The 16,805-nt window shown below is 72.2% G+C and carries 17 protein-coding genes and 1 pseudogene; 16 read left to right on the top strand and 2 right to left on the bottom strand.

Annotation, left to right across the window (positions count from 1 at the left end):
• The first annotated feature begins 195 nt into the window (after positions 1-195).
• From GA0070617_RS16695 to GA0070617_RS16685, 3 genes and pseudogenes are all read left to right on the top strand, one after another.
• On the top strand, positions 196-1,410 hold the full coding sequence (locus tag GA0070617_RS16695) for a site-2 protease family protein (protein ID WP_091438896.1): 1,215 nt from the start codon (positions 196-198) through the stop codon (positions 1,408-1,410).
• 62 nt (positions 1,411-1,472) lie between these two features.
• Positions 1,473-2,354 (top strand): annotated as a pseudogene (locus tag GA0070617_RS16690) (tRNA (adenine-N1)-methyltransferase); the annotation flags it as partial.
• 267 nt (positions 2,355-2,621) lie between these two features.
• A complete protein-coding gene (locus tag GA0070617_RS16685; protein WP_091438895.1) occupies positions 2,622-3,197 on the top strand; it encodes a hypothetical protein in 576 nt (191 codons plus the stop codon).
• Between the two features lie 184 nt (positions 3,198-3,381).
• On the opposite strand, the gene GA0070617_RS16680 is transcribed toward GA0070617_RS16685, so the two are convergent.
• Entirely contained in the window at positions 3,382-3,678 is a 297-nt protein-coding gene (locus tag GA0070617_RS16680; protein ID WP_091438894.1) for a ferredoxin, read from the bottom strand.
• 472 nt (positions 3,679-4,150) lie between these two features.
• Here GA0070617_RS16680 and arc point away from each other — a divergent pair, with 472 nt between their 5' ends.
• The 8 genes from arc (at position 4,151) to GA0070617_RS16640 (ending at position 11,677) form a co-directional block, all read left to right on the top strand.
• Positions 4,151-5,932, top strand: coding sequence for a proteasome ATPase (gene arc / locus GA0070617_RS16675; protein WP_091438893.1), 1,782 nt, complete (start codon positions 4,151-4,153; stop codon positions 5,930-5,932).
• 151 nt (positions 5,933-6,083) lie between these two features.
• Positions 6,084-7,601 carry a depupylase/deamidase Dop gene (dop, locus tag GA0070617_RS16670; RefSeq protein WP_091438892.1) on the top strand — a complete coding sequence of 506 codons (1,518 nt, stop codon included), beginning with the start codon at positions 6,084-6,086 and terminating at the stop codon, positions 7,599-7,601.
• Between the two features lie 84 nt (positions 7,602-7,685).
• Positions 7,686-7,901 carry a ubiquitin-like protein Pup gene (locus GA0070617_RS16665; protein WP_091438891.1) on the top strand — a complete coding sequence of 72 codons (216 nt, stop codon included), beginning with the start codon at positions 7,686-7,688 and terminating at the stop codon, positions 7,899-7,901.
• 104 nt (positions 7,902-8,005) lie between these two features.
• Positions 8,006-8,188, top strand: a complete 183-nt coding sequence (locus GA0070617_RS32405) for an endonuclease domain-containing protein (RefSeq protein WP_229688339.1) — start codon at positions 8,006-8,008, stop codon at positions 8,186-8,188.
• Positions 8,107-8,946 carry a proteasome subunit beta gene (prcB, locus tag GA0070617_RS16655; protein WP_175440560.1) on the top strand — a complete coding sequence of 280 codons (840 nt, stop codon included), beginning with the start codon at positions 8,107-8,109 and terminating at the stop codon, positions 8,944-8,946. The genes GA0070617_RS32405 and prcB overlap by 82 nt, the downstream gene beginning before the upstream one ends.
• 65 nt (positions 8,947-9,011) lie before the next feature.
• Positions 9,012-9,839 carry a proteasome subunit alpha gene (prcA, locus tag GA0070617_RS16650; protein WP_091438889.1) on the top strand — a complete coding sequence of 276 codons (828 nt, stop codon included), beginning with the start codon at positions 9,012-9,014 and terminating at the stop codon, positions 9,837-9,839.
• Between the two features lie 216 nt (positions 9,840-10,055).
• Entirely contained in the window at positions 10,056-11,414 is a 1,359-nt protein-coding gene (pafA, locus tag GA0070617_RS16645) for a Pup--protein ligase (protein ID WP_091438888.1), read from the top strand.
• Between the two features lie 71 nt (positions 11,415-11,485).
• A complete protein-coding gene (locus GA0070617_RS16640; protein WP_091438887.1) occupies positions 11,486-11,677 on the top strand; it encodes a hypothetical protein in 192 nt (63 codons plus the stop codon).
• Between the two features lie 21 nt (positions 11,678-11,698).
• On the opposite strand, the gene GA0070617_RS16635 is transcribed toward GA0070617_RS16640, so the two are convergent.
• Entirely contained in the window at positions 11,699-12,784 is a 1,086-nt protein-coding gene (locus GA0070617_RS16635; RefSeq protein WP_091446536.1) for a DUF3866 family protein, read from the bottom strand.
• A 105-nt stretch (positions 12,785-12,889) separates the two neighbouring features.
• Here GA0070617_RS16635 and GA0070617_RS16630 point away from each other — a divergent pair, with 105 nt between their 5' ends.
• From GA0070617_RS16630 to tatC, 5 genes are all read left to right on the top strand, one after another.
• A complete protein-coding gene (locus tag GA0070617_RS16630; protein WP_091438886.1) occupies positions 12,890-13,888 on the top strand; it encodes a helix-turn-helix transcriptional regulator in 999 nt (332 codons plus the stop codon).
• Positions 13,885-14,874 carry a helix-turn-helix transcriptional regulator gene (locus tag GA0070617_RS16625; protein WP_091438885.1) on the top strand — a complete coding sequence of 330 codons (990 nt, stop codon included), beginning with the start codon at positions 13,885-13,887 and terminating at the stop codon, positions 14,872-14,874. The genes GA0070617_RS16630 and GA0070617_RS16625 overlap by 4 nt, the downstream gene beginning before the upstream one ends.
• Before the next feature lie 136 nt (positions 14,875-15,010).
• Positions 15,011-15,259, top strand: a complete 249-nt coding sequence (locus tag GA0070617_RS16620) for a hypothetical protein (RefSeq protein WP_091438884.1) — start codon at positions 15,011-15,013, stop codon at positions 15,257-15,259.
• Between the two features lie 206 nt (positions 15,260-15,465).
• Positions 15,466-15,828, top strand: coding sequence for a Sec-independent protein translocase subunit TatA (gene tatA, locus GA0070617_RS16615; RefSeq protein WP_091438883.1), 363 nt, complete (start codon positions 15,466-15,468; stop codon positions 15,826-15,828).
• 18 nt (positions 15,829-15,846) lie between these two features.
• Positions 15,847-16,797 carry a twin-arginine translocase subunit TatC gene (gene tatC, locus GA0070617_RS16610; RefSeq protein WP_091438882.1) on the top strand — a complete coding sequence of 317 codons (951 nt, stop codon included), beginning with the start codon at positions 15,847-15,849 and terminating at the stop codon, positions 16,795-16,797.
• Positions 16,798-16,805: the final 8 nt, after the last annotated feature.

Genomic DNA, 16,805 nt, shown 5'->3' with positions numbered 1-16,805 from the left:
GGGCCGGCGGTGGCCGGTGCCGCGGGGGCCGGGGGGTGGTCCGTGCCGCCGGGGCCGAGAGGTGGCCCGTGCCGCCCGGGGCCGGCGGTGGTCCATGCTGCCGGCCGGGGCCGGGCGGTCCGTAGCATCGGCGGGGTGCAGCAGCCAAGCAGACCCGCCCGTCGTGACCGCAGCCCCGGACTCACCGTCGGGCGGGTGTTCGGCGTACCGCTGCACCTCAACGCCTCGATGCTGCTGCTGACCCTGCTGATCACCGTGTTGTACGGCCAGTTCGCCGGGCAGCGGCTGGGCCTGTCGTCGCTGGCCGGATACCTGATCGGCTTCGGGTTCGTGGTCTCGCTGCTCGGCTCGGTGCTGCTGCACGAGCTCGGCCACGCCCTCACCGCCCGACGGTACGGCATCGGTGTGCGGGGGATCACCCTGGAACTGCTCGGCGGGTACACCGAGATGGACCGCGACGCCCCGACCCCCCGGATCGACCTGCTGGTCTCGCTGGCCGGGCCGGCGGTCTCCGCGGTGCTCGGGGTCGCCGCCACGGTGGCCACCCTCGCCCTGCCGGACCGTACGGTGATCCATCAGCTCGCCTTCCAGTTGGCGGTGAGCAACGTGATCGTGGCGGTGTTCAACCTCCTGCCCGGCCTGCCGCTGGACGGCGGGCGGGCGTTGCGCGCGGCGGTCTGGGCCGTCACCCGCGACCGGCACACCGGCACCGAGGTGGCCGGTTGGATCGGCCGGGCGGTGGCCGCCGGCACCGTCGCGCTGGTGCTGCTGCTGGTCGTCTACCAGGTGCTGGCGCCGCTGGCCCTGCCGCTGATGCTGCTGGTCGCGTTCACCCTGTGGCGCGGTGCCGGCCAGTCGATCCGGCTGGCCCGCATCGGCCGTCGACTGCCCATGATCGACCTGTCCCGGTTGGCCCGGCCGCTGCTGCCGGTGCCCAGCGGCACCCCGCTGGCCGAGGCCCAGCGCCGGGCGGACGCCCACGTGGCGGAGCAGCGCCGGGCGGACGCCCACCTGGCGGCCCAACGGCAGGCGGACGCCCACCTGGCGGTGGAGCAGCCGCTGGCCGACGCCCACGTCGACGCGCAGCCTCGGGCGGACGCCGGGGCGTACCGGCCGGTGGTGCTCGGTGTCACCGACTCCGCCGGTCGGCCGCTGGCGGTGGTCGACCCGGTGGCCGTCGCCGCGGTGCCGGCCGAGCGTCGGCCCTGGCTGGCGGTGGACGCGGTGGCCCGCTCGCTGGCCGGCCTGCCGACGATGCCGGTGGATCTCGACGGCGAACGCGTGCTGGAGACCGTGCAGACCCACCCGGGCGCACAGTACGTGGTGACCTCGGGGGAAAATGTCGTCGGCGTTCTGCACCTCGTGGATCTGGTGCAGCTCCTCGAACCCAAACGGAAGATGAACACGTGACCGTTCACCCCTGTGCGACCCCGACCGAACCGGAGACACCGGCGCCCGAGGCGGCCCCGGCGCTGACACCCGTGCACCGTGGCCCGTTTCGCCCCGGTGACCGGGTGCAGTTGACCGACCCCAAGGGGCGGATGCACACGGTCACCCTGGAGGTGGGCAAGGCCTTCCACACCCATCGCGGCATCCTGGAGCACGACGCGTTGATCGGGCTGCCCGACGGCAGTGTGGTCACCACCTCCGGTGGCGGTACGGCGTACCTCGCCCTGCGTCCGCTGCTGTCGGACTACGTGCTGTCCATGCCGCGCGGCGCGCAGGTGATCTACCCGAAGGACGCCGCGCAGATCGTCGCGATGGGCGACATCTTCCCCGGGGCCCGGGTGCTGGAGGCCGGTGCCGGGTCGGGGGCGCTGAGCTGCTCCCTGCTGCGCGCCGTGGGCACCAGCGGCGAGCTGCACTCCTACGAGTTGCGCGACGACTTCGCCCAGATCGCCCGGCGCAACGTCGAGGCGTTCTTCAACGGCCCCCACCCGGCCTGGCAACTGCACGTCGGTGACGTCGCCGACTGCCGGCAGACCGGCTTCGACCGGATCATCCTCGACATGCTCACCCCGTGGGAGACCCTCGACATGGTCGAGCGGGCGCTGGTGCCCGGCGGCGTCTTCATCGGTTACGTGGCCACCACCCCGCAGCTGTCCGAGCTGGTGGAGGCGCTGCGGGAGCGCGGCGGCTGGACCGAGCCCCGGGCCTGGGAGTCCCTGGTGCGCGACTGGCACGCCGACGGCCTGGCCGTCCGGCCGGACCACCGGATGATCGCGCACACCGCGTTCCTGGTCTCCGCCCGCAAGCTCGCCCCCGGGGTCACCGCCCCGCCCCGGCGACGCAAACCGAGCAAGGGCGCCGAGGCCTACGTCCAGCGCCGGCAGGTGCTGCGCGAGGCCGAGGCCGCCCGCCAGGCCGCCGCCGCGCAGGCCGCCGACCCCTCGTCGGGCCGGCAGGACGCCGTGGCCCCGTCGGGTGGGCAGGTCACCGAGTCGCCGTCCGGTGCGCAGGTCGCCCCCTCGGGTGGGCAGGTCGCCGAGCCCTCGTCCGGTACGGCCCAGGAGCGGGACCGGTCGTGACCGGCGCGCTGGACGGCCCGGCATGAGCGGGCGGATCACCGGACCCCGCGGGGCCGGGCAGGGACGACACACCGGCCGGGCGGAGGGCACCCGATGACCCTGCCCGGCTTCGACGGCGGCGACGTGCCGGCGGTCTTTCCCGACTGGTCGCCGTACCAGGACCTGGAATCGGCGACCCGCGCCTACCTGCGGGACCCGGATGTGGCCCTGGAGGCGCTCGGCGGGGTGCTGCGTGGTGCGTCGGTGCTCGGCTTCACCCTGGAACGCTTCGTCAACGAGGTCAACGGGGTGTGGCAGGAGGTGGTGGTCTGCGACGGCAGCCGCCTGATCCTCTGGCACGGCGAGGACGTTCCACCGGGGGAGGGGCCACCCGGGGCGATGACCTCCTCGTTGCGGGTGGTGCCGGTCTCCACCGTCACCGAGGTCGGCTGCCGACGGCGGCTCACCCGGGCCGACAACGGCGGTGTCCGGGTCGACAGCATCGATGTCTACCTGCTGCTGACCTCGCTGGACGAGGCGCCGCCGGGCGACGAGGCAGCGCTCGGCGCGCCCCGGCACGACGCGTTGCGGTTCGGCAAGACCCTCGACGACGGCGGCGCCGGCCAGATCGCCCGACTGGAGGAGTTCGCCCGACTGGTCGCCTCGGTGGTGGGCCGGCCACTGCTCTGAGCCGGCTGTGGACCCGGGCCGGCTGTGGACCCGGGCCGGCTGTGGACCCGGGCCGGCTGTGGACCCGGGCCGGCTGTGGACCCGGGCCGGCGTCGCCCTGCGCCGGTAGTGGCACGTGGCCGGCGGTGGCTGTAGGCCGGCGGAGAAAGGTGCGGGGGAGAGGTGTGGCCGGGCGCCGCGGTGCTCAGTCCGATGCGGCGTCCGGGCCGGCCACCTCGACGTCGTCGCTGCCCCGCACCACGTGGATGCACTCACCGGGGCACTCCTTGGCCGAGTCGATCACCTCCAGGCGCAGGTGCTCGGGGACGTCGACCCGGCTGCCCGGGGCCAGCCGAAGCTCACCGTCGGCGGCCTTGACGTAGGCCAGGCCGTCGACGTCGAACTCGAAGACCTCCGGGGCGTACTGCACACAGAGCCCGTCTCCGGTGCAGAGCTCCTGATCCACCCAGACCTGCAACTGATCGGTCGCGACCTCGGTCACCGACGTACCCCCATCTTCGTCCGTCCCACGACCTCGACGGTACCCCGGTGCCCACGCCCGTCCGCACCCCGCCGGCCCCGACCGGCCCGACGTCCGGGACGCGGCGGCACCCGGCACACCGTGGTCCGGTCGTCGGGGCGAAACCCCGACGCGGTATGACATTGATCCCTGGCGTGATCATCCGGCCGGTCGCCGGTGGGCCCGGTGGTGTCGGCGCGCCGGGTGGCGGGCCCGGCACCCGGCGTGTCGGTCCGCTCGCCGCGGCCCTCAGCCGCAGGTCACGGCGGCCGGACGGGGCGGAGGTGGGGCCGGTGGACCGTCGGTGGCAGTACCGGCCCGAGGGCGGTCGGCCGGCCGGCCGATCAGGTCGCGGCGATCAAGGTTCAGTGACGAGGGCGTTGCGTGGGACCGAATCGGCCTCACAGCGGCTAGTGTTAGGCAAGAACGTTCAAGCCCCCCGGGGAGGTGGGACGTGGCACGCAGCGACGACGCGGACTCGCGCGCCGCACGGTGGGAGAAGGAGGCCCACGATCTCTCCACGCAGGTCGCGTTTCTCCAAGAGGAACTCGCTCTGGTGCGGCGCAAGTTGACCGAAAGCCCCCGACACGTCCGGCAGCTCGAAGAGCGGCTGGCGGCCACCCAGGCCCAGTTGGCGCGGCTGACCGAGAACAACGACCGGCTCGTGAGCACCCTCAAGGAGGCTCGCGCGCAGATCGTGACGCTCAAGGAGGAGATCGACCGCCTCGCGCAACCGCCGAGTGGCTATGGCGTCTTCCTGGCGCGGCACGACGACGGCACGGTGGACATCTTCACCGGCGGACGCAAGCTCCGCGTCGCCGTCTCGCCCTCGCTGGACGCCACCGAGCTGCGCCGTGGGCAGGAGGTCCTGCTCAACGACGCGCTCAACATCGTCGACGCGTTCGGGTTCGAGCGGGTCGGCGAGGTGGTCATGCTCAAGGAGATGCTGGAGAACCCCTCCGGTGGCCCGGCCGACCGGGCGCTGGTGGTCTCCCACTCCGACGAGGAACGGATCGTGCATCTGGCCGAGACCCTGATCGGCAGCGCGATCCGGGCCGGCGACTCGCTCATGATCGAGCCCCGTTCGGCGTACGCCTACGAACGGATCCCGAAGAGTGAGGTCGAGGAGCTGGTCCTGGAGGAGGTGCCGGATGTCGACTACACCGACATCGGTGGTCTCCAGTCGCAGATCGAGCAGATCCGCGACGCGGTGGAGCTGCCCTTCCTGCACGCCGACCTGTTCCGTGAGCACCAGCTCCGCCCGCCGAAGGGCATCCTGCTCTACGGCCCACCGGGCTGCGGCAAGACGCTGATCGCCAAGGCGGTGGCCAACTCGTTGGCCAAGAAGATCGCCGAGCGGCTGGGCAAGGACAGGCACACCAGCTTCTTCCTCAACATCAAGGGCCCGGAGCTGCTCAACAAGTACGTCGGCGAGACCGAGCGGCACATCCGGCTGATCTTCCAGCGGGCCCGGGAGAAGGCCGGGGAGGGCACCCCGGTCATCGTGTTCTTCGACGAGATGGACTCGATCTTCCGTACCCGGGGCTCCGGCGTCTCCTCCGACGTGGAGAACACCATCGTCCCGCAGCTGCTCAGCGAGATCGACGGGGTGGAGGGGCTGGAGAACGTCATCGTCATCGGCGCCTCCAACCGGGAGGACATGATCGACCCGGCGATCCTGCGGCCGGGCCGACTGGACGTGAAGATCAAGATCGAGCGGCCGGACGCCGAGGCGGCCAAGGACATCTTCTCCAAGTACATCCTCTCCGGGCTGCCGCTGCACCCGGACGACCTGACCGAGCACGGTGGCGACGCGCAGAGCACCGTGGCGGCCATGATCGACGCGGTCGTGCTGCGGATGTACTCCGAGACCGAGGAGAACCGCTTCCTCGAGGTCACCTACGCCAACGGTGACAAGGAGGTCCTCTACTTCAAGGACTTCAACTCCGGCGCGATGATCCAGAACATCGTCGACCGGGGCAAGAAGATGGCCATCAAGGAGTTCCTCACCTCCGGCCGCAAGGGGTTGCGCCTGCAGCACCTGCTCGACGCCTGCGTCGACGAGTTCCGCGAGAACGAGGACCTACCCAACACCACCAACCCCGACGACTGGGCCCGCATCTCCGGCAAGAAGGGCGAACGGATCGTCTACATCCGTACGCTCGTCTCCGGCGGCAAGGGCGCCGAGGCCGGCCGGTCCATCGAGACCGCCAGCAACACCGGCCAGTACCTCTGACGGTCACCGTTCCGGGCCCGCGGCGTGCCACGCCGTGGGCCCGGCGCGTACCGGCGACCCGCCGTCGCGTCGCGGCACCACCATCGCGTGCCGGGCCGACTACGCTCGACATGACGGGGGACCGGGTCGGGCGAGCGAAGCGGGTAATTCGATGAGCGTAAGACGGATCATGGGTACCGAGGTCGAGTACGGCATCTCCGTGCCCGGCCAGGCCGGAGCCAACCCGATGGTCACCTCCTCGCAGGTGGTCAACGCCTACGGGGCCCGCCCGGAGCTCAACCGGGGCGGCCGGGCCCGCTGGGACTACGAGGAGGAGTCGCCGCTGCGCGACGCCCGGGGGTTCACCTACTCCGGCGCCGCCTACGACCCCGCCGAGGCCCTCGCCGACGAGGACCTGGGGTTGGCCAACGTGATACTCACCAACGGGGCCCGGCTCTACGTCGACCACGCCCACCCGGAGTACTCCACCCCCGAGGTCACCAACCCCCTGGACCTGGTCCGGTGGGACAAGGCAGGTGAACGGGTGATGGCCGAGGCCTCCCGCCGGGCCGCCACCATCCCCGGCACGCAGCCGATCCACCTCTACAAGAACAACACCGACAACAAGGGCGCCAGCTACGGTGCCCACGAGAACTACCTGATGCGTCGGCAGACCCCGTTCGCCGACATCGTCGCGTACCTGACACCGTTTTTCGTCACCCGACAGATCGTCTGCGGGGCCGGCCGGGTCGGCATCGGCCAGGACGGCGGCCAGAGCGGTTTCCAGATCTCCCAGCGTGCCGACTTCTTCGAGGTCGAGGTGGGGCTGGAGACGACCCTGAAGCGGCCGATCATCAACACCCGCGACGAGCCGCACGCCGATGCCGACAAGTACCGCCGGCTGCACGTCATCATCGGTGACGCCAACCTGTCGGAGATCTCCACCTATCTCAAGCTCGGCACCACGGCGCTGATCCTGACCATGATCGAGGAGAAGGCGCTCGGGGGTGACCTGGGCATCGCCGACCCGGTCGCCGAGTTGCGGGCGGTCAGCCACGACCCGTCGCTGACCCACCGGATGCGGCTGCGCGACGGCCGGCGACTCACCGCGCTGGACGTGCAGTGGGCGTACTACGAGCGGGTCCGGTCCTTCGTGGACGAGCGGTACGGCGCCGACGTCGACGAGCAGACCACCGACGTGCTGGCCCGCTGGGAGGCGGTGCTGGACAAGCTCGGCCGGGACGTGATGTCCTGCGCCGACGAGCTGGACTGGGTGGCCAAGCTGCGGCTGTTGGAGGGCTACCGGGAGCGGGAGAAGCTCGGCTGGGGCTCGCACAAGCTGCAGCTGGTCGACCTGCAGTACTCCGACGTACGTCCGGAGAAGGGGCTGTACCACCGGCTGGTGTCCCGGGGGGCGATGAAGACGCTGCTGACCGACGAGCAGACCCGCACCGCGATGACCGAGCCGCCGGCGGACACCCGGGCCTACTTCCGGGGCCGCTGCCTGGCCCAGTACGCCTCCGAGGTGGTGGCCGCCAGTTGGGACTCGGTCATCTTCGACGTGGGGCGGGAGTCGCTGGTCCGGGTGCCGATGATGGAGCCCGAGCGGGGCACCCGGGCGCACGTCGGCGCGTTGTTCGACAGGTGTGCCAGCGCCAAGGATCTGCTGGAGACCCTGACCGGGGGCTGACACCCCGCCCGGCGTACCGGCGGGGCGGGTTTTCGTCACCGGTGCGAGGTAAGTTCATCGCAGGCGATCGTGGAGGAGGCAGCAATGGCCACTCGTGACAGCGGCGGGCAGTCGCAGTCGGGCAAGTCCCGCCAGGGTGAGGAGACCGAGGACGTCACCACCGAGGCGAATCCGGAGGTCGCCGAGCGGCACGCCGAGATCACCGAGGACGTCGACGACCTGCTCGACGAGATCGACTCCGTGCTGGAGGAGAACGCCGAGGAGTTCGTGCGGGGCTATGTGCAAAAAGGTGGGCAATAGGCAACATGTCCGTTCTGTCGGGCCGCTCGATCATGGCGTGCCCGGGGTCCGTTCGGCCGGGCGCGGGCCCGTGACGTCCGGACCACGATCATCGCACCGGGTGGGTGCGCGGGATACTCTGCTTCAACTGCAACGGTGGTCTTGGTCAGTTCCGGGACAGTCCGGTGAGGCTGGCCAGGGCCATCACGTACCTGAGAGGAACCACGTGGCAGCGGCTTTTGATCCATCCGGGCGTCTACCAGATGTGTTCACCAACGCGGGGACGTCCTCCTTCACCACGTTCCTGAGCAAGGCTGCTCCCGAGATGCTGCCCGGACGGCGGCCGCTGCCGCCGGGCATCGCCGCCGACCTGTCGCCGCACGCGACCACCATCGTGGCCATCGCCGCCGCCGGTGGCGTGGTGCTGGCCGGCGACCGGCGGGCCACCATGGGCAACATGATCGCCCAGCGCACCATGGAGAAGGTGCACCCGGCTGACGCGTACTCCCTGGTCGGCATCGCCGGTTCGGCCGCCATCGGCCTGGAGATGATGCGACTGTTCCAGGTGGAGCTGGAGCACTACGAGAAGATCGAGGGCGCAATGCTCTCGTTGGACGGTAAGGCCAACCGGCTCGCCGCGATGATCCGGGGCAACCTCGGTGCGGCGATGCAGGGCCTCGCGGTGGTGCCGCTCTTCGCCGGCTTCGACCTGGCCGCCAGCGACCCGCAGCGCGCCGGCCGGATCTTCAGCTTCGACGTCACCGGCGGCCCCTACGAGGAGCAGGGGTACGACGCCGTCGGGTCCGGTTCGATCTTCGCCAAGTCCGCGTTGAAGAAGCGCTACCGCCCCGGGGTCGCGGTCGACGAGGCCGTCCGGTTGGCGGTGGACGCGCTCTACGACGCGGCCGACGACGACACCGCCACCGGTGGCCCGGACCTGATCCGCCGGATCTACCCGGTGGTGATGACGGCGACGGCGGAGGGCACCCACCGGCTCACCGACGAGGAGGTCTCCGCGCTGGCCCAGAGCGTGGTCGAGGCCCGCCGGGAGAACCCGGGCGGCTGACCGCCCAGCCGACCTCCACCCGAAGCAGTCGTTCGTCACCGCGCCCCAGAAGGAGAACCGCCGCCGTGGCCATGCAGTTCTACGCCTCGCCCGAGCAGATCATGCGCGACCGCTCCGAGCTGGCCCGCAAGGGCATCGCCCGGGGTCGAAGCGCGGTGGTGCTGAGCTACGCCGACGGGGTGCTCTTCGCCGCCGAGAACCTCTCCAGTGCCCTGCACAAGGTAAGTGAGATCTACGACCGGATCGGCTTCGCCGCCGTCGGTCGGTACAACGAGTTCGAGAACCTGCGCCGCGCCGGCGTGCGGATGGCCGACCTCAACGGCCTGAGCTACGACCGGCGCGACGTCACCGGTCGGGCGTTGGCCAACGCCTTCGCCCAGACCCTGGGGGCGATCTTCACCGAGCAGTCCAAGCCCTTCGAGGTGGAGATCTGCGTGGCCCAGGTGGGTGCCACCGCCGCCGACGACGAGCTGTACCGGTTGACCTACGACGGCTCGGTCAACGACGAGCCGGGCCGGATGGCCATGGGCGGGCAGGCCGAGGCGATCACCGGGGTGTTGAAGTCCCACCACCGCCCGGACATGTCCCTCGGCGAGGCGGTCAAGGTCGCGATGCGGGCGTTGAGCAGCGTCGGCGGGGAGGGTGGCGCGGCCCGTACCATCGCCGCCGACCAGCTTGAGGTCGCGGTGCTGGACCGCCGTCGGGTCGGTCGGACGTTCCGCCGGATCACCGGTGCCGCGTTGACCGCTCTGCTCGACGGGGACGCGGCCACGGCCGAGGCCCCGGCCACCGACGACACGCCGCCGACTCCGACCGAGGAGGCCGGCAAGCCGACGACCTCGGCGGGCTCGGCCGACCTGGAGGGCCAGCAGCCCCAGCCGCCGACCCCGTAACCCGCCGCGCACCCGCGCACCGAGCCACCCGGTGGGCGGTGCCTCCTGTCCCGGCCCGCCGAGCCGGTCGGATCGCGGTGGCACCAGCGGTGACCAGGTGCTGCCCGGGCCCGACCAGGCCCGGGCAGCGCGCTGTGCGCCCGGCCGCGGGGGCACGCCGGTTTCCGGCGGGGTGAGCAGTGCCCATCTGGGGCCTCGGGCGGCTAATGTCACATCATGGAGCGGCGAATCTTCGGCCTCGAGACCGAGTACGGCGTCACCTGCACCTACCGCGGGCAACGTCGACTGTCCCCCGACGAGGTCGCGCGGTACCTGTTCCGGCGGGTGGTGTCGTGGGGCCGGTCAAGCAATGTGTTCCTCCGCAACGGGGCCCGGCTGTATCTGGACGTCGGGTCGCATCCGGAGTACGCGACCCCGGAGTGCGACTCGGTGGTGGACCTGGTGGCCCACGACCGGGCCGGTGAACGGATCCTGGAAGGGCTGCTCGTCGACGCGGAGAAGCGGCTGCACGACGAGGGTATCGCCGGCGAGATCTACCTGTTCAAGAACAACACCGACTCCGCCGGCAACTCGTACGGCTGCCACGAGAACTATCTGGTCTCCCGGCACGGTGAGTTCGGCCGGCTGGCCGACGTGTTGATCCCGTTCCTGGTCACCCGGCAGTTGATCTGCGGCGCGGGCAAGGTGCTGCAGACCCCCAGGGGCGCTGTCTACTGCCTGTCCCAGCGGGCCGAGCACATCTGGGAGGGGGTCTCCTCGGCGACCACCCGGAGCCGGCCGATCATCAACACCCGGGACGAGCCGCACGCCGACGCGGAGCGGTACCGGCGGCTGCACGTGATCGTCGGTGACTCCAACATGAACGAGGTCACCACGCTGCTGAAGGTCGGCACCGCCGACATCGTGCTGCGGATGATCGAGGCCGGTGTGGTGATGCGGGACCTGTCGCTGGAGAACCCGATCCGGGCGATCCGGGAGGTGTCGCACGACATCACCGGCCGGCGCAAGGTGCGGCTGACCTCGGGCAAGGAGGTCAGTGCCCTGGACATCCAGCAGGAGTACCTCGCCAAGGCCACGGAGTTCGTCGAGCGCCGCGGCGGGGACCAGACCGCCAAGCGGGTGGTGGAGCTCTGGGGCCGGGTGCTCAGCGCGGTGGAGTCCGGCGACCTGGAGCCGGTGTCCCGCGAGATCGACTGGGTCACGAAGTTGCGGCTGATCGAGCGGTACCAGCGCAAGCACGACCTGCCGCTGTCGCACCCCCGGGTGGCGCAGATGGACCTGGCCTACCACGACGTGCGCCGGGGTCGCGGCCTGTACGGCCTGTTGGAGCGGCGCGGCGAGGTGGACCGGGTGGCGACCGATCCGGAGATCTTCGAGGCGAAGGAGACCCCGCCGCAGACCACCCGGGCCCGGCTGCGTGGCGAGTTCATCCGGCACGCCCAGGAGAAGCGACGGGACTTCACCGTCGACTGGGTGCACCTGAAGCTCAACGACCAGGCGCAGCGCACGGTGCTCTGCAAGGACCCGTTCCGGGCCTACGACGAGCGGGTGGAGCGGCTGATCGCCAGCATGTGAGCGGCGCCGCCGGCAGGTGGCACCGGCGTACCGGTGGGCGGTCGAGAGCCCACCGGTACGCTTGCCTGGTCATGACGAGTTCCGAGCCCTCCGGGCGATCCGAGGACACCCGACCGCGCAACTGGCTGGAGCGCCGTCGGGAGAAGGTCCGCGCCGAGATCGAGCGCAACCGGCGCGGCGAGTACACCGTGCCGACCTGGGTGTTGACCGTCGCGCTGGTGGCCATGATCGGTGCCTGGCTGGCGTTGATCTTCCTGCTCTGACTCCCGCGCGGGCCCCGGTGGTCAGGCGATGAGGCCGGCGGCGTGCCGGCCGGCGGCGGCGGCGGCGAGGAAGTAGGCGTGGTCGGCGTCCAGGCCACGACCCATGGTGGACAGCGGGACCGCGCTGGCGCGCAGCGCGGCGTCGAGGCCGTCGGCGGGTACCCGCACGATCCGGTGCCGCTCGGCCAGCGGGGCGAGCGCGGCGTCGACCTCGGCGGCCAGCTCCGGGGCCAGGCCGGCGGGGACGACCAGGTCGGCGGGGGCGAGCGCGACCCGACCGTAGGCGGTGACGCTGTGGTGGGACACCCCCCGGTGCCGGGCGCGGGGGTCGGCGGCGGAGATCCGCAGCGAGCCGACGGGCCGGCCGCCGAGCACGGCGACGGCGTTGACCGCCTCACCGACCGCGACCCCCGAGAAACCCCACCGGGTACCGGTGCCGAGGTTGCCCGGCCCCTGGGCGACGATCGCGAGGTCGGCGGCGAGTACGTGCCGGGCGGCCAGCAGTCCGCTGTGCAGGGTGCTGGCCTCCAGGTCGCCGCCGAAGGCCTGCCCGACGCTGATCGTGCCGGCGAGTTGGTCGTGCAGCCCGGCCAGCGTGCGGGAGAACCAGGCCGGTAGCGCGCCACCGTCGGTGAGCAGGTACGCCACCCGGCAACCGGGCGCGTCGGCGCGGACGCCGGCGAGGATGGCCGGCAGCGCGGAGTGCAGGTCGGCGGTGACCACCGGCATCCCGTCGAGGCTCTCGGCGGCGGCGAGCAGGCCGTGGTGCGGGGAGGCCTCCTCGTCCACCCCGAGCAGGATCGGCTGCAGCGGGGTGTATCGGGCCTTGACCAGGTGCCCGGCGTCGCGGGTGTCGACGGTCTGCGGCGGGTCGGCCGGCAGCCGGTCCGGCACCGCCACGACCAGGGCGTACCCGCCGGTGCCGAGGCCCATCAGCAGTGCCCCGGCGTTGAGCAGCACCCGGTCGCCGGGCTCCGGCCGGCCGACCAGGTCGGGGTAGGCCAGGGCCCGCATGGTGGCGCCGTCGGGCAGTGCGACGTCGAGTTCCACCGCGCCGGCCCACTGCCGCCGTACCGTCGTGACCGTGCCGGACCGCCATCGCACCATGCCCGGCACGCTAGCCTCGACCCCCCGCGCGCCGGTGCCCGGGGTCGGCGCCGGGGCGGCGGCGTGGGTGCGCGCCGCGCCCGGTCGGCCTGCTAGCGTTTGCACGTGTCGCGGAACCGCACCGAACGCCTGGTCAACCTGGTGATCTGTCTGCTGTCCACGCGACGGTTCCTGACCGCCGCGCAGATCGCCGCGACCGTGCCCGGTTACGAGCACGACCCCGACGATCCCCGGGACCACGAGGCCTTCCAGCGCAAGTTCGAGCGGGACAAGGCCGAGCTGCGGGAGTTGGGCGTGCCGTTGGAGACCGGCACGGCGAGCATCTTCGACGCCGAGCCGGGCTACCGCATCGCGCACCGCGAGTACGCGCTGCCCGACATCCCCCTGGAACCGGACGAGGCCGCCGCGGTGGGCATCGCCGCCCGGCTGTGGCAGCACGCCGGGCTGGCCGCCGCCGCCTCCTCCGGGTTGGCCAAGCTGCGCGCCGCCGGGGTGGACGTGGACCCGCAGGCGACCCTCGGCCTGGAGCCGATGGTCACCGTCGACCCGGCGTTCGCGCCGTTGACCGCCGCCGCCCGGGACCGCCGGGTGGTCGGCTTCGACTACCGGGTACCCGACGACGACGCGCCCACCCGCCGCCGACTGCAGCCGTGGGGCGTGGTCTGTTGGCGTGGCCGCTGGTACGTCGTCGGACACGACCTGGACCGGGGCGCCACCCGGTGCTTCCGGCTCTCCCGGGTGGTGGGCGCGGTCCGGGTGACCGGCCCCCCGGGGGCCTACCAGCCGCCGGCCGGGTTGGATCTGATCAGCCACGTCGCCCGCTGGTCCGGGCCGGTGGAGCGCACCGGGCGGGCCACCGTCCTGGTGGCCCCGGGGCGCGCCGCCGGCCTGCGCCGCTGGGCGGTGGAGTGCCGCGGCGGCCCGGACGGTGACCGGCTGGTGCTGCCGTACGCCGATCCGGACTCGCTGGCCGGTCAGCTCGTCGGGTACGGCCCGCAGGTGCGGGTGCTGGAGCCGCCGGAGGTCCGCGACGCGGTGATCCAACGGTTGAAGGAGATCGCCGCCCGGCACGACGAGCTGGTGCCCGCCGGGAGCCCGCGGTGACCCGCCCGGCCGCCCGGGGCGGCTCCCGGGCCTCGGCCGACCGGCTGGCCCGGCTGCTCAACCTGGTGCCCTACCTGCTGGCCCGGCCCGGTATCGAGATCGCCGAGGCCGCCGGCGACCTGGGGGTCACCGAGCGGCAGCTGCGCGAGGACCTGGAGCTGCTCTGGGTGTGCGGACTGCCCGGTTACGGCCCCGGCGACCTGATCGACATGGCCTTCGACGGCGACCGGGTGACCATCACCTACGACGCGGGGATCGACCGGCCGCTGCGGCTCACCCCGGACGAGGCGTTGGCGCTGGTGGTGGCGCTGCGGATGCTCGCCGAGACGCCCGGGGTGGCCAACCGGGAGGCGGTGGAGCGGGCCCTGGCCAAGATCGAGGACGCGGCCGGCGACCTGGTCGGCGCCCCGGTGGCGGTCCGGCTGGCCGGGGACAGCCCGCAGGTGCGTGAGCTGCGCGACGCGGTGCAGCGGGGGCGGGCCCTGCGGATCACGTACTACACCGCGGCCCGGGACGAGACCACCGAACGGACCATCGACCCGCTGCGGATGCTCTCGGTGGGCGGCCGGGCGTACGTCGAGGCGTGGTGCCGCCGGGCGGAGGAGGTACGGCTGTTCCGGGCCGACCGGATCGACGCGTTCACCGAGTTGGCCGAGCCGGCGGCGGCACCGCCGCGGGCCCGTCCGCACGATCTGAGTGACGGGGTGTTCCGGCCCTCGCCGCAGCTGCCGTTGATCACCCTGCGGATCGGTCGTGGGGAGCGGTGGATCACCGAGTACTACCCGTGCGAGTCGGTCGAGCCCGGCGACGGCGACCGGTGGCTGGTCTCGCTGCGGGTCACCGACCTGGACTGGGCCCGCCGGTTCGTGCTGGGCCTGGGGCCGAACGTCACCGTGGTCGCTCCGACGGAGTTGGTCGAGCAGGTACGCGCCCAGGCGGTCGCCGCGCTCGACGCCTACGCGTCCCCCGCGCCCGCCGCCGGGTGAGGGCAGCCACCCCGGGCCGGCACCGTCGCTGTCACCCCGGCCCCCGCCGGGCCGGCATCAGCGCCGGTGGCGGCCGGTGGCGGTCACCGGCACCGCCGCTCCGGCGGTCTGTGGCGACGGCCGGTAGGCTGACGCCGTGGTGACGTGGATCGTGCTCGCGGTGTTGCTGTTCGCGCTGGTCGTGCTGGCGCTGGCCGTCCGGTCGGTGCTGACCCGGCTGCCCCGGCTGCGCCGGGCGGCGCTGGCCCTGCAACGGCGGGCCGCCGAGGCTGAGCAGTTGCGCGACTCCGCCGAGGCGTTGCAGTCGCGGGCCGAGTCGCTCCAGGAGCGGCTGGCCACCGCCCAGCAGCGGATGGCCGTGATCAACGCCCGGCGCGGCGGCTGATCGATCGCGGTCGTCGCGGCCGCCGACCCGACCCGGCCCGACCGGGGAAAGGGTCCGCGCAGGTGGTTGACGGGACAACCCGGGTTGGCCGAGACTTCACCGGCCGGGACGAATCACCACCGCCCGGCGGGTGGCAACGGCCCGTGACGGACGTACGATGGGTTGCGACCCACCCCGGCAGACACACAGAGCGACTGGAGCTTCCCATGGGTGCCCTCAAGCCGTGGCACATCGCCGTACTCGTGGTCGTGCTGATCCTGCTCTTCGGCGCGAAGCGGCTCCCCGACGCGGCCCGCTCGCTCGGCCGTTCGCTGCGGATCATCAAGGCCGAGACGAAGAGCCTGCAGGACGACGACCGCGACCTGGCCGAGAAGGCCGACGCGCAGACCGGCTACCAGCCGCTGCCGCCCAACGCCGCCCAGCAGCAGTACGCTCCGGGCCAGCAGCCGTACGCCCCGGGTCAGCAGCAGTACGCGCCGCCCCCGCAGCAGCAGTACGCCGCCCCGGGTCAGCAGCAGCCGTACGCACCCCCGGTCAGCGACCCGGTGCAGCGCGTCCGCGACAACTGACCGAAGGGCCCCGAGACCGTGGCCTTCGCCCTCCGTAAACGCGGTCCGAGCACGTTCGAACGGGCCGCCGACGGCTCGATGACCCTCATCGAGCACGTGCGCGAGCTGCGCACCCGGCTGTTCCGCGCCTCGCTGGCGATCCTTATCGGGTTGGTGGCCGGGTTCGTGGTCGCCCAGGACGTGTTCGACCTGCTGGCGCAGCCGTACTGCCGGCTGCCCGGCATGATGGTCGACGGCGAGTGTCAGAACTTCCTGATGCTCTCGCCGGCGGACGGGTTCGTCCTCAAGCTCAAGATCGCGTTGTGGGTCGGGCTGATCCTCGGCGGCCCGGTCTGGCTCTACCAGCTCTGGGCGTTCATCGCCCCCGGTCTGCACCGGCACGAACGCAAGTGGGCCTACGTCTTCGTGGCGATCGCGGCGCCGTTGTTCGCCGCCGGCTCGATCCTGGCGTACTTCGTGGTCGACAAGGGGTTGGCCTTCCTGCTGGAGGCCGGGGTCACCGGCACCGACTCGCAGCTGGAGGTGACCCGGTACATCTCCTTCGTCACCAACATGATCCTGCTGTTCGGGGTGGCGTTCGAGTTCCCGTTGACCCTGTTGATGCTCAACTTCACCGGGGTGGTGAGCGCCCGTCGGCTGCTCAGCTGGTGGCGGGTCGTGGTCTTCATCTGCTTCGCCTTCGCGGCGGTGGCCACGCCGGACCCGGGCCCGTTCGGCATGACGCTGCTGGCGCTCTGCCTCTGCCTGCTCTACTTCATCGCGGTGGGGGTGGCGTTCGTCAACGACAGACGTCGGGGCCGCGGCAAGGAGATCTACGCGGGTGTCGACGACGACGAGGCGTCGCCGTTGTCCGACGACCGCGAGCCGGTGGTCGCCGGGCAGCGCATCGAGGCCGCCGATCCGATCACCGCGCCCGAGCCGATCGCGGCACCGACGCCGATCGAGCGCCGGTACGACGACATGACCTGACCGGTCGG

This window comes from Micromonospora yangpuensis, from assembly GCF_900091615.1.
GTDB classification, from domain to species: domain Bacteria; phylum Actinomycetota; class Actinomycetes; order Mycobacteriales; family Micromonosporaceae; genus Micromonospora; species Micromonospora yangpuensis.
This window is presented reverse-complemented; position numbering and strand designations above follow the sequence as displayed.